We start from the raw sequence: 13,725 nt of genomic DNA, 5'->3' as shown, positions 1-13,725 counted from the left end.
TTCACAGCTTTTATTGAATAAATATACATAAAACCATAAAGATGACGCATATTAAGTCATCACTATCAACGTAAGCAGTGTTGATATATCTGTCGGGATGACGGATAAGCAAAGGGAGAATTGCAATGGCTCTTTATGATCCAAGTCTTGAGAAAGACAACTGTGGATTTGGCTTGATCGCGCATATGGAAGGCGAACAAAGCCACAAGCTGGTTCGTACAGCAATTTCTGCACTTGACCGAATGACCCACCGTGGTGGTATTGCCGCCGATGGTAAAACCGGTGATGGTTGTGGTCTTCTATTACAAAAGCCCGATTCCTATTTACGTCTTATTGCCGAAGAAAATGGTTTCAACCTTGGCAAGCAATACGCCGTAGGGATGATTTTCTTCAACCAAGATCCGGTCAAAGCTCAACTCGCTAAAGACATCGTCAACAGAGAACTTGCGCAAGAGACGCTAACAGTGGCCGGTTGGCGTGAAGTTCCAACCAATTCAGAAGTGCTCGGTCCAATTGCGGCTAACTCGCTTCCAAATATTCAGCAAGTCTTTATCTCTGCACCGGCTGGTTGGCGAGAGCGTGACATTGAACGCCGTCTCTACATCGCACGCCGTCGCATCGAGAAACAAATCACCGAAGATCCTGATTTCTACATCTGTAGCTTGTCGACTCAAGTTTTGGTGTACAAAGGCCTGTGCATGCCTGCGGACTTGCCTCGCTTCTACCTTGATCTTGCTGATCTACGCATGGAATCCGCTATCTGTCTGTTCCACCAGCGTTTTTCTACTAATACTCAACCGCGTTGGCCATTGGCTCAGCCGTTCCGCTATCTTGCTCATAACGGTGAGATCAACACCATTGAAGGTAACCGCCAATGGGCGCGCGCGCGCGCTTACAAGTTCTCGTCACCACTGCTGCCCGATCTTCAAACTGCAGCACCATTTGTGAACGAGACAGGTTCAGACTCCTCTAGCTTGGATAATATGCTGGATCTCTTCTTAGCTGGTGGCATGGATATCTTCCGCGCCATGCGTATGCTTGTGCCGCCTGCATGGCAAAACCATCCAGATATGGATCCGGATCTGCGGGCGTTTTACGATTTCAACTCCAAGCACATGGAACCATGGGATGGCCCAGCAGGTATCGTACTGTCCGATGGTCGTTATGCTGCTTGTAATCTAGACCGAAATGGTCTGCGTCCTGCACGTTATGTAATTACCAAAGACAAGTTGATCACTCTGGCATCTGAGGTAGGGATTTGGAATTACGCCCCAGATGAAGTTGCCGAAAAAGGGCGTGTAGGTCCGGGTGAATTGCTCGTCATCGACACTCGTAAAGGTAAGCTTTGGCAGTCTAGCGAGATCGATAATGATCTGAAATCTCGTCACCCTTATCGCGAATGGATGGAAAACAACGTTCGCAAACTCACACCATTTTCTCAGCTACCTGAGGATCAAGTAGGCGAGCGCAGCTTTGATGAAGACTTACTTAAGACTTATCAAAAGCAATTCGCGATGACGAACGAAGAAGTCGACCAAGTTCTGCGTGTACTCGGAGAAATGGGCCAAGAAGCCGTTGGTTCTATGGGTGACGATACTCCAATGGCAGTGCTCTCCTCAAAAGAGCGCTTGGTAACTGACTACTTCCGCCAGAAGTTCGCTCAGGTCACCAATCCACCGATCGATCCACTGCGTGAAAAACACGTGATGTCACTGGCGACCAGTATCGGTAAGGAAATGAATGTCTTCTGTGAAACCGATGGCCACGCGCATCGCGTAACATTTGATTCGCCTGTACTGCTTTATTCAGACATGCAGCAACTGCTCGAGCTTGGTGACGATCACTACCGTAATACCATTCTAGATATCAACTACGACCCACAAGAGAAAGATCTTAAACAAGCCATTAATGATCTCTGTGAGCAAGCAGAGCAAGTCGTACGTGAAGGCACGGTTTTAGTGGTACTTTCAGATCGCGCTTTGGTCAAAGGCAAGTTACCAATTCCAGCGGCAATGGCAGTCGGCGCCGTTCAAACTCGTTTGATTGATGCGAACTTACGTTGCGATGCCAACATTGTAGTCGAAACCGCAACTGCACGTGACCCACACCAATTTGCTGTCTTGCTTGGCTTTGGTGCGACTGCAGTTTACCCATACCTTGCTTATGAAGCGTTAGGTAAACTGATTGATGATAAGGCACTAGAGAAAGACTATCGCGATGTGATGCAGAACTACCAATACGGCATCAACAAGGGCCTGTATAAAATCATGTCAAAGATGGGGATCTCAACCATCGCCTCTTACCGCTGCTCACAACTGTTTGAAGCAGTTGGCTTGAACCAAGATGTGGTCGACCAGTGTTTTAAAGGCGTCACAACTCGTATTGAAGGCGCGAATTTTGACGACTTCCAGCAAGATCTTACAAACTTATCTCGTAAAGCATGGGCGAAACGCAAATCGATTGATCATGGCGGCTTGTTAAAGTATGTCCATGGAGGTGAGTATCATGCTTACAACCCGGATGTTGTCGGCACGCTGCAACAGGCCGTTAAATCTGGCGAAAGTAACGACTATCAGAGCTTTGCTAAGCAGGTAAACCAACGCCCTGTTGCCATGCTGCGTGACTTAATGTCGCTGAAAAAATCAGACTCACCGCTGCCACTTGAGCAAATAGAACCGAAAACCGAACTGTTCAAACGCTTCGACTCTGCGGCCATGTCCATTGGCGCACTTAGCCCTGAAGCGCATGAAGCACTCGCGACTGCGATGAACCGTCTTGGTGGCTATTCAAACTCCGGTGAAGGCGGTGAAGATCCTCGCCGTTTCGGCACTGAACGTAACTCGCGCATCAAGCAAATTGCTTCAGGCCGATTTGGTGTAACACCTCATTACCTGACGAATGCGGATGTACTACAAATCAAGGTAGCGCAAGGAGCTAAACCAGGTGAAGGTGGTCAGCTACCAGGACACAAAGTCACCGCTGAAATCGCAAAGCTGCGTTATTCGGTACAAGGCGTGACTCTGATCTCCCCTCCTCCGCACCACGATATCTATTCGATTGAAGATTTGGCCCAGTTGATCTTCGACCTTAAACAAGTCAACCCAAATGCGCTGGTTTCGGTGAAACTCGTCTCCGAGCCAGGTGTCGGCACCATCGCAACGGGCGTAGCCAAGGCTTACGCTGATCTTATTACCATTTCGGGTTACGACGGTGGTACCGCAGCAAGCCCATTAACTTCAGTAAAATACGCTGGTAGTCCTTGGGAGTTGGGGTTGGCAGAGACACAACAAGCACTGGTTGCTAATGGTCTGCGTCATAAGATCCGCCTACAGGTAGACGGTGGTCTAAAGACTGGTTTAGACGTAGTTAAAGCCGCAATTTTAGGTGCAGAAAGCTTCGGTTTTGGTACCGCGCCAATGGTTGCTATGGGTTGTAAGTTCCTGCGAATTTGTCACCTCAACAACTGTGCAACAGGGGTTGCGACTCAAGACGAAACGCTGCGTAAAGAGTACTTCAAAGGCTTACCTGAAATGGTGATGAACTACTTCACCGGACTGGCAGAAGAAGTGCGCGAGCTGCTTTCTCAGCTAGGCGTTGAAAAACTGACTGACTTGATTGGTCGTACCGATTTACTTGAAGCAGTAGAGGGCTTTACCGCGAAGCAAACCAAATTGGATCTATCCAACATTCTAGAAGCTCCCGTCTCGCCTGAAGGTCATCCACTGTTTTGGACGGAACCAAATAAACCGTTTGATAAAGCTGAGCTCAATCAAAAGATCATTGATGATGCCATGCATTCGGTAGAAAACAGCCAATCGGCAAGTTTCTTCTACAATGTCATCAACACTGATCGTTCTGTGGGTGCACGCTTATCTGGCGAAATAGCGAAGCGCTATGGCAACCAAGGTTTGGCAGCTTCCCCTATCAAAATCTATCTTGACGGCACTGCCGGCCAGTCGTTTGGCGTTTGGAATGCGGGTGGCGTAGAGCTTTACCTCACAGGTGATGCGAATGACTACGTAGGGAAAGGCATGGCAGGCGGCAAGATCGCCATTAAGCCTCACTTAGGTACAGCGTTCAAGTGTCATGAAGCCACCATTATTGGTAACACGTGTTTGTACGGCGCAACGGGCGGTAAACTGTTCGCAGCCGGTAAAGCGGGTGAACGTTTTGGGGTACGAAACTCAGGTACGATAGCCGTCATTGAAGGCGCTGGCGATAACGCTTGTGAGTACATGACCGGCGGTATTGTTGCCATTCTTGGTGCAACAGGCGTGAACTTTGGTGCAGGTATGACCGGAGGCTTTGCCTATGTTCTGGATGAAAACCAGAGCTTTGAAGGTCGAGTCAATACAGAATCCGTCGAAGCCATTTCATTGTCCGATCTATACATCCACCAAGAGCATTTGCGCGGGCTGATTGCGGAACACCTTGAAGAAACAGGGTCGAGCCACGCAGAAAATATTTTGGCGAACTTTGATGAATGGATTCCAAAGTTCTATTTGGTGAAACCACAAGCGGCAGATCTTCGCACGCTACTTGGTCACCAGAGCCGCAGTGCTGCAGAGCTGCGCGTTCAAGCCCAGTAATCATGGAGGATGTTTGAATCATGAGCCAGAACGTTTATCAATTTATAGATGTGCAGCGTGTAGATCCTGCGAAAAAGCCGATCAAAGTTCGTAAGATCGAGTTCGTTGAAATCTATGAACCGTTTACTAAGCAGCAGGCGACTGCACAAGCGGATCGCTGCTTAGATTGTGGCAACCCATATTGTGAATGGAAATGCCCAGTCCACAACTACATCCCTCAATGGTTAAAACTTGCCAATGAAGGTCGTATTCTTGAAGCGGTTGAACTATCGCATCAAACCAATAGTTTACCTGAAGTATGTGGACGCGTTTGTCCTCAAGACCGTCTATGTGAAGGTTCATGCACGCTTAATGATGACTTTGGTGCCGTCACCATCGGTAACATAGAAAAGTACATTACCGACAAAGCCTTTGAAATGGGCTGGAAGCCAGATATGTCCAAGGTGGAGTGGACCGATAAAAAGGTCGCAATCATTGGTGCAGGCCCAGCAGGCTTGGCTGCTGCCGATATCCTAGTGCGCAATGGCGTGAAACCTGTGGTATTTGACCGCTACCCTGAAATTGGAGGCCTACTGACCTTCGGTATTCCTTCATTCAAGCTTGAAAAAGGCGTGATGGAAAACCGCCGCCGCGTCTTCACCGAGATGGGCGTAGAGTTCCAGATGAATGTCGAAGTAGGTAAAGATGTGCAGATGCAAGAGCTACTTGATGAGTACGATGCCGTCTTTTTGGGTGTTGGTACCTACAAGTACATGCGCGCGGGACTAGAAAATGAGGGTGCGCCGGGCGTTTACGATGCTCTGCCATTCTTGATTTCAAATACGTACAAGGTCATGGGCTTGGAGCACGACAAACCATTTATCGACATGGCAAAGCAACGCGTAGTGGTACTCGGTGGTGGTGATACCGCGATGGACTGTGTTCGTACCTCTATCCGCCAAGGCGCGTCAAACGTGGTATGTGCTTACCGTCGTGATGAAGCCAATATGCCTGGTTCTCGCCGCGAGGTGAAAAACGCCAAGGAAGAAGGTGTGAAGTTCATGTTCAACCTTCAGCCTTTAGGAATTGAAATCGATGCATCAGGTAAGGTATCGGGAGTCAAAGTGGTGAAAACTGCTTTAGGTGAGCCCGATGATGCAGGTCGTCGCAGACCAGAACCAGTGGAAGGCAGTGAACATGTATTGCCTGCGGATGCCGTGATCATGGCATTTGGTTTCCAGCCACACAAAATGGACTGGTTAGAACCGTATGGTGTCGATTTAGACCAATGGGGACGTATCAAGGCACCTGTTGAGCAAGCGTTCATGTACCAAACCAGCAATGCGAAAATCTTCGCTGGCGGTGATGCGGTCCGTGGCTCAGACCTCGTCGTAACCGCCATTGATGAAGGGCGAAAAGCGGCAGAAGGCATTCTTGATTACCTAGAAGTCTAATCACAGCTAACATCACAAAAAGGATCCTATTATTGGATCCTTTTTCTTTTGTATCCATATAATTAGAAGCAAAATTATAAGAGTAAATACAATGAAAAAAGCCGCTCTCCTTTCCATCGCTTTACTCAGCCTTACAGCCTGCAGCCAAGGAGTCACCAGTATGCCAGATCGTTCTCAATCACCTTGTGGTGACAAACCAAATTGCGTTTCAACTCAGGACTCAAGAGACAAGTTTCAATTAGCACCTTTTTTGCTCACTGAGTCCGCAACGTTAGATGCCATTGAGCAAGCCGCGCTTCAACTTCCTGGCGCCAAAACCGCGGTAAAAGAGGGTGATTACCTTCGGATAGAATGCACATCTAAAATCATGCGCTTCGTGGATGACCTCGAATTAAAAGTAGCAGGAGACAAACTGATTGTTCGCTCAGAGTCACGTGTGGGCTATTCTGACTTTGGCGTAAACAGAAAGCGCGCCGAACAATTACGAGAAAAGCTCACTCAAGCTAAGCTCATCAAATAGAAAACTGCTCACGGGGAGTGCTATACTCTCGGCCAACTAAAATATTTACCGAAAGAGAGTGTTATGAAAGTTGGTATCATCGGTGCGATGGAACAAGAAGTGACCATCCTGAAAGAAGCAATCACAAACTGCAAAACCGTAAATAAAGCAGGTTGTACGTTTTTCTCTGGTCAAATTAATGATGTAGAAGTAGTCGTACTACAATCAGGTATCGGTAAAGTTGCAGCTGCAGTAGGCACTACCATTCTTCTTGATGAATACCAGCCAGATGTTGTGATTAACACAGGCTCTGCTGGTGGCTTCGATTCAAGCCTAAATCTAGGTGATGTTGTTATCTCAACAGAAGTTCGTCATCACGATGCAGACGTGACAGCTTTTGGTTATGAAATTGGCCAAATGGCTGGCCAGCCTGCTGCATTCAAAGCAGATGAAAAGCTAATGGATTTAGCAGAAAAGGCACTAGCGCAAATGGAAAACACTCATGCAGTTCGCGGCCTGATCTGTACTGGCGATGCGTTTGTTTGTACTGCTGAGCGTCAAGAGTTTATTCGTAAGCACTTCCCATCCGTTATCGCGGTAGAAATGGAAGCATCTGCTATCGCTCAAACTTGTCACCAATTCAACACGCCGTTTGTTGTTGTGCGTGCAATCTCAGATGTCGCTGATAAAGAGTCACCAATGAGCTTTGATGAGTTCCTACCGCTAGCAGCAAAAAGCTCTTCTGAAATGGTATTCAAAATGCTGGAACTCATTAAGTAAACGACTCATTCATGGAAGAAGTTTTTCAGTCATTTTATGCCAACGGTGCGCTCCTTATTATGTGGGGCGCACTGCTCTTTCACCTTCTTTTACCAATCCCCCGTTCATCGCATCCCATCACTTTATGGCGAAAGTTAGCTGAGCAGCTCGCCAACAAAGTGAACAATAATCACAGTTACTCACAGAGCCTGACCTCCGGCAGTCTTGCATTGGGCTTGATGCTATTGCCTTGCTTGATCTTGCTGATTGCCGTGGAGCCATTCGTTTGGCAAGTGCCTTTATACGAACTAGTGCTATTGATCATTGCTTTGGACTGGCGCAACAGCGAAGCCTTAACGAAACAACTCGTCACAAGTATGTCGAGAGAAGACAAAGCTCAGTGCCGACAATTACTAAGACCATACCTTAATCGCGATACTGACAGCCTCTCGATCATCGGCATAGGTAAAGCAAGCTCAGAAGCTGTGATTATGGGATACAGCCGCAACGTAATCGGTGTGTTATTTTGGTACGCACTAGCAGGTGGTATTGGTGCGTTAATGTATCGACTAGCGACAGAGTTAGCTCGAGTTTGGTCCCCTAGCCGACGCCAATATTTGCCCTTTGGTAAACCTGCCGTTCAGCTGGTTGCCGCTCTGGATATTATTCCACTTCGTCTCTTTGCCATACTTTTAGCTGTAGGAAAGAACGTAAGCAATGTGCTTTCTGGTGTACAGCAACAAGCTAACTCTTGGCCACTACCCGGGCCTGCCTGGGTGTTGTGTACCATCGGACACAAACTACAACTCTCTTTATGCGGCCCTGCTATCTATCAAGGTATACGTGCGGAACGCGCAAAAATCGGTGGACGAATCGCCCCATCAGCTATTCACCTTTCACAAATACATACGCTGCTCGTTTGGCGAGTCTTCGTTTGGATAGCTATCCAAAGTCTGCTTTTAGGAATGATTTATCAAGGATTATGATGAATAAACTATGCTTCGCATTAACGCTGTTTGTTTCGACAGCGACCTTCTCTCAAACACCAGCGCAACGCATTGTAAGTTTAGCTCCGCATGCCACTGAAATTGCCTTTGCGGCAGGGCTAGGAGACAAGCTTGTTGCTGTCAGCGAAATGAGTGATTATCCAGAGCAGGCAAAGCAGCTGGAAAGAGTCTCTAATTACCAAGGAATTAAATTAGAGCGCATTATTGCTCTTCAACCGGATTTAGTCATTGCTTGGCCGGCAGGAAACCCGGCAAAAGAGCTGGAGAAAATTAAACAGTTCGGCATTCCTATCTATTATTCCACTACAGGCTCACTGGAAGATATCGCCAATAATATCGAGCAGCTAAGCCAATACAGCGAAACCCCGCAAATAGGACAAAAGGCCGCTGAAGATTTTAGAACGCAACTGAATACACTAAAAGAGAAGTACAACACGCACGAGAAAGTTCGTTACTTTTATCAGTTGAGTGAAAAGCCTATCATCACTGTCGCCGGGAAGAACTGGCCAAGTGAAGTCTTTACTTTTTGCGGTGGTGAAAACATTTTCGCAGCATCCAGCGCGCCTTATCCTCAGGTCAGCATCGAGCAGGTCATCACTCGCCAACCAGAGGTTATTTTTACTTCTCGTCACGCAATGAGTAATGATGGTATGTGGGCAGAGTGGAGCAATGAGCTTCCCGCACTTAGAAATAAACACATCTGGTCTCTAAACTCAGATTGGATTAACCGCCCAACCCCACGCACACTAAATGCGATCACAGAAGTGTGTGAGCACTTTAAAAGCGTTCGTCAAAAACGCTAACGATTTCGTGGCAAATACCGTACAATTTCCGCCCATTTTTTCTCACACTATATAAAGGTACTAAGTAACATGGACTCCATGCTGCTTTATATGATCGATTTGTTCGGTACCGCTGTTTTCGCTATCTCTGGCGTGTTACTGGCGGGCCGTTTAAAAATGGATCCATTCGGCGTTATCGTTCTCGGCAGTGTGACTGCTATTGGTGGCGGAACAATCCGAGACATGGCGCTAGGTGCCACTCCTGTATTTTGGATAACAGATACTACGTACTTATGGGTGATATTTGTTACGTGTCTACTAACCATGCTCGTTGTACGCAGACCAAAACGGCTGTCATGGTGGGTATTACCCGTCTGTGATGCGATCGGCCTTGCAGTATTTGTAGGAATAGGTGTAGAGAAAGCCCTCGCTTACAACGCGTCTGGGATGGTCGCCGTGATCATGGGAGTCATTACTGGTTGTGGTGGTGGTATTATACGTGATGTGCTGGCTCGCGAAGTTCCTATGGTATTAAGAAGCGAAGTCTACGCTACGGCATGTATTATTGGCGGCATCTTCCATACGATGGCGGTAAACATGGGTTATGACCACTCAACGGCTTTACTCGCTGGTGTAATCTCAACGCTCATTATACGTCTCGGTGCTATTCGTTGGCATCTATCCCTGCCAACTTTCGCAATTAATCGTTAAACACAAATTACATGATTCGGTCATGGAGTCGACTGAGTGTCGGCTCCTCTCATTTATACTCATTTGATTCGCCAATTCTTGTACAATTCGCTAAATTATTTCAACCATTCCTAACTTTCATTAATTATTATGTTGCTTGAAGGTATTGAGACGTTACTTGTCCTCAGTAAAGAAAAAACCATGAGCCGTACGGGCAGCCAACTCTATATTAGTCAATCTGCGGTGAGTAAGCGCATTTCGAATCTAGAGAAGAAGTTAGGAAAAAAATTGATTGAGCCAAGTGGTCGGCACATAAAGCTGACCTCCGATGGCCTCGCGCTCATCAATACGATCGAGCCAACGTTCAATGAGTTAAGAGGTCAGATCTATGATCAGCAAGAAATAGAAGATACTTCTTTGATCAAGATAGACTGCTCTGAAACCTTAGTCGCTGGATACCTTAGTGTGATCATGGCAGAACGCTTTGCCCATGACCAATACATACGAATATCGACCAATCATACACCACGCATTATTGAGAACGTCAAATCAGGTAAAGCGACACTGGGATTCTGTGCTGGTTATTTACCGCCTCATCATGGATTAATGAGCCTTCACCTCGCTGATGAACCTTTTTCAATCGTCAGTAGATACCCACTTTCGCAACTACCCAAAGCCATTTTGACCAATGACTTAACCAATCCTGCCAACACTTACCAACAGGCTATTTTGTCAAAATACGGAATTGAGCCTTTGATGGAAATGGATTCATACACTGCGGCAGCACAACTGGCTTTGGGCGGAATGGCTCCTGCTTTAATTCCTAAATCTATCCTGAAGACACTTAATATCACACCCAAATTCTGCTATGACTTTGAAGAACTAGGACAGTTAATTCGACCAATACATATCTGCTTGCGCCACAGCACATATCGCAGCGAACGAGTTAAAGCACTGACAAAATCCATTGCTGATGTTGTTGCCAAAGAAGTTTCGTTGCCATAAGCATCGGCATCACAACAACTAGACAATTGAAGTAGAGTATAATGTAAAAGTGTATTTCATAGTCATTTTACAAAAACATAGTACTCACTTAAAAACCATCGAGAACTAAGTTCCTCAGAATAATGGTATCCATGACTTTCAGCATAAGACAGCAGCCACTCATTAAATATATAAGAAAACAAAAAGCTAGAAACTAATAAAACAAAACATAATTTAAAAAGATTTTTAAGTTTTTCTTTATTTGGCTTTCTCTTAGTAGAAACAGTATAAATAGAAACATAAGAAAGCAAAGCAAATAAAAAACCGGATGAAAATAACTGAATATTCTGACCACCTAAAGATAAACTTTCCTGATCGGATGAAATTGATCCAAAAAAATCCAACAAATCAGATACCGGAAGATAAATCATAAAATATGTACATATAGGAAATAGAATTGAACCTATAATAAATGTGCTATAATCTATTTCTTCATTTTTCATAATGAAAAACCACTATTTTTAAAGCTTTGCATCGCTCGGTATTGTTTTGTTTTATCTTTCATTTTTCCACCTCTTCTTTTTGAGACCAAAATAGCATAATTTCCTTTTGGAACCTCTTTGTAAGGTTAAATTCTTCATTTATTTTACTAGTTGTAAAGCTGGCAACAACACCGACAAAAACAACCACAAACAGAGCCTCTGAACCACCAGCAGCGACAAAACCTACAGAAACCATCGTTTTTAATGTTATACTAGCAACTAAAGCAGCCAAACCCACTTTAATAATGTCACTTGCTATAACTCCAAATAATTTAGCCAATACTCTTTTATTTGACTCTTTAAATAAATACTCAGCTATTATATAAGATGTGACAAAAATAACAGTAATAACTGCACCTTGCTTAACCGTCTGTAATACCTTTTCTTTTCCTATAGCAAAACTTACGGCCATCGGTGGCGAAATCTTACCAGACAAAGCCATAACTTTTCTTTGTAAACTAGGTGTTCCTTTACACCATACTTCTCAACTGCAATAGGAGCTGCGCTACCTAACAAGGCTACAGCAACTCTACCTAAATACGCCAAATCATCTACAGTTGCATAGTAGTTTGCAATAAATTCTAACTTACCCTTTAAACTATTCCATCGAAGCTGTTCATGCTTAGGGATAAATTTTATAACATATTTATCAAATTCATTGATAGAAATGCATAGCATTCTAACTTTATTAAATGAAAATTGTTTATTACTTTTTCATTTTAAGTACGATATCACGCTATAATGAAATCATAGATATATCAGCATTTCTTTACATATGATTCATGAATAAGCGTAGTTGAACGTAGAGAACGAGTTATAACACTGACAAAATCCATTGCTGATGTTGTTGCCAAAGAAGTTTCGTTGCCATAAGCATCGACATCACAATAACTAGAGGACGAATCCATTTTTGCCCTTTACTTACCACGACCTTCGCCCCTAACTGAGCACCAAGAAAACCGCCAACAGCCATGGTTAAGCCAAGCTTCCACACTGGCAACCCGGCTAAGATAAAAAAGAGTAGTGCCGCTATGTTTGACGTGAAATTGAGGATTTTTGTTCTAGCAGTGGCTTCGACCAAAGAAAAGTGACCCAGTGCAACAAAACAAACAGTAAAAATAGATCCAGTCCCAGGGCCAAAAAAGCCATCATAGAAACCGATCCCCCCACCAATGCATAGCGCAAACATCGCTTCAGATAACTTTGGTTCTCCATCGATTTTTCGCGTACTTGGCGCGAGTAAAAAATAGAGGGAAATGGCTATCAAAAGAACAGGGATCAAACTGGTGAGTACGCTAGCATCAATAAACTGCACAGCCTCGGCACCGATCGCTGCACCGATAAAAGTACAGAGTATCGCGAAACGCATTTCCTTTAGGCTGACAATACCGTTACGCACGAAATACCAACTAGCTGAGAAGCTGCCAAACGAACTTTGTAACTTGTTAGTTGCTAGAGCTTGAGTCGGATTCAACCCCGCAGCCAAAAGTGCAGGGAGCGTAATGAGTCCTCCCCCACCAGCCATCGCATCAATAAAGCCTGCGGCAGTCGCAACAAAAAATAGAGCCAACAAAATCTCAACCGTGATTTCCACTACACATCCTTTTTATTTAAAGAGGCATCAAAGAGGAAAAACGGTAGCACTTATTCACAAAACCACCAATGGAAAGTCAAGACACCAATCTATTCCTAATTTTCATCATTTAATAAATCTAGAAAATGACACATTAACAACATCAATTACAACCAAATATAGAGCCTCACCTCAAGAGCCTCTTAATGTTTTGATAGAAAAGGAAAGTGCTGTCTTAATAGGGAACGTTTCATCTGATAAAAAACGAAAATAATGGATAGCTTACTGACTCGACCATCCAGAAAAACAACAATCACACTCAAAATAGAACAAATAGTGAACATTAATCAGCTATTCAACGTTATTGTCTCTAAACCCAAGACGAGCGGTTATTCGGGAGAGCTAAGAAATCTTGCAATTGGAATCTATGAGGAATTGAAAGTTGAATACTAAATCAATTAGCATAGCGAACATCTCAATAAGTATATGTTTATACTTGGCATTGACTATTGGTCTGGCTATTAGCTTAAGCATTTGGAATGACTGGTTTTCTTTCACTCAACACATTGATCTAGATACGTACCTTCTTACATTGGGAGCTATTACGGTTGTTGTTGTATGCATTCCAAACATCCTGACAATAAGCAAAGGATTAAGTATTGCTGCAAAAATAAACTTAATCACTATCTCTTTTATCATTCTTACCTGCAGTATCAACTTTGTTGTAGCAAGTGGTAGTACTATTTCTTCATCTTTAGGAACATTGCTTGCCATAATTAGCTTGATGCTCTTCAAAAGCGAAGCATACCAATCGTTCCTAGCACATTTTAATACTCTTCATTTTAGAAAAACCTCGATATAAAAAAG

11 protein-coding genes are annotated in these 13,725 nt (G+C 44.6%); 8 read left to right on the top strand and 3 right to left on the bottom strand.

The window, feature by feature from the left end; translation table 11 throughout:
• Positions 1 to 125: 125 nt before the first annotated feature.
• From gltB to J8Z23_RS02360, 8 genes are all read left to right on the top strand, one after another.
• Entirely contained in the window at positions 126 to 4,589 is a 4,464-nt protein-coding gene (gene gltB, locus J8Z23_RS02395; protein ID WP_301659532.1) for a glutamate synthase large subunit, read from the top strand.
• 20 nt (positions 4,590 to 4,609) lie between these two features.
• Entirely contained in the window at positions 4,610 to 6,022 is a 1,413-nt protein-coding gene (locus J8Z23_RS02390; protein ID WP_301659531.1) for an FAD-dependent oxidoreductase, read from the top strand.
• 91 nt (positions 6,023 to 6,113) lie between these two features.
• Positions 6,114 to 6,542, top strand: coding sequence for a DUF1499 domain-containing protein (locus J8Z23_RS02385; RefSeq protein WP_031780533.1), 429 nt, complete (start codon positions 6,114 to 6,116; stop codon positions 6,540 to 6,542).
• Between the two features lie 63 nt (positions 6,543 to 6,605).
• Positions 6,606 to 7,301, top strand: a complete 696-nt coding sequence (gene mtnN / locus J8Z23_RS02380) for a 5'-methylthioadenosine/S-adenosylhomocysteine nucleosidase (protein ID WP_005396324.1) — start codon at positions 6,606 to 6,608, stop codon at positions 7,299 to 7,301.
• 11 nt (positions 7,302 to 7,312) lie between these two features.
• On the top strand, positions 7,313 to 8,266 hold the full coding sequence (locus tag J8Z23_RS02375; protein ID WP_301659530.1) for a cobalamin biosynthesis family protein: 954 nt from the start codon (positions 7,313 to 7,315) through the stop codon (positions 8,264 to 8,266).
• Positions 8,266 to 9,090: a vitamin B12 ABC transporter substrate-binding protein BtuF gene (btuF, locus tag J8Z23_RS02370; RefSeq protein WP_301659529.1), complete on the top strand. Its 825-nt coding sequence runs from the start codon at positions 8,266 to 8,268 to the stop codon at positions 9,088 to 9,090. The genes J8Z23_RS02375 and btuF overlap by 1 nt, the downstream gene beginning before the upstream one ends.
• Positions 9,091 to 9,159: 69 nt before the next feature.
• Complete coding sequence (locus J8Z23_RS02365) at positions 9,160 to 9,780, top strand: TRIC cation channel family protein (RefSeq protein WP_054867265.1); 621 nt, start codon at positions 9,160 to 9,162, stop codon at positions 9,778 to 9,780.
• Between the two features lie 129 nt (positions 9,781 to 9,909).
• Positions 9,910 to 10,764: a LysR family transcriptional regulator gene (locus tag J8Z23_RS02360; protein WP_104971268.1), complete on the top strand. Its 855-nt coding sequence runs from the start codon at positions 9,910 to 9,912 to the stop codon at positions 10,762 to 10,764.
• Positions 10,765 to 10,826: 62 nt separating this feature from the next.
• On the opposite strand, the gene J8Z23_RS02355 is transcribed toward J8Z23_RS02360, so the two are convergent.
• The 3 genes from J8Z23_RS02355 to J8Z23_RS02345 form a co-directional block, all read right to left on the bottom strand.
• Positions 10,827 to 11,246 carry a hypothetical protein gene (locus tag J8Z23_RS02355; protein ID WP_434634766.1) on the bottom strand — a complete coding sequence of 140 codons (420 nt, stop codon included), beginning with the start codon at positions 11,244 to 11,246 and terminating at the stop codon, positions 10,827 to 10,829.
• 58 nt (positions 11,247 to 11,304) lie between these two features.
• Entirely contained in the window at positions 11,305 to 11,727 is a 423-nt protein-coding gene (locus tag J8Z23_RS02350) for a hypothetical protein (protein ID WP_434634764.1), read from the bottom strand.
• A gap of 372 nt (positions 11,728 to 12,099) precedes the next feature.
• A complete protein-coding gene (locus tag J8Z23_RS02345; protein WP_047009082.1) occupies positions 12,100 to 12,879 on the bottom strand; it encodes a TSUP family transporter in 780 nt (259 codons plus the stop codon).
• Positions 12,880 to 13,725: the final 846 nt, after the last annotated feature.

The sequence above is a fragment of the Vibrio sp. SCSIO 43086 genome, assembly GCF_051132235.1.
Classification (GTDB): domain Bacteria; phylum Pseudomonadota; class Gammaproteobacteria; order Enterobacterales; family Vibrionaceae; genus Vibrio; species Vibrio diabolicus.
Note: the sequence above shows the minus strand (reverse complement) of the source record. Positions and strands in the feature narration are given on the sequence as shown.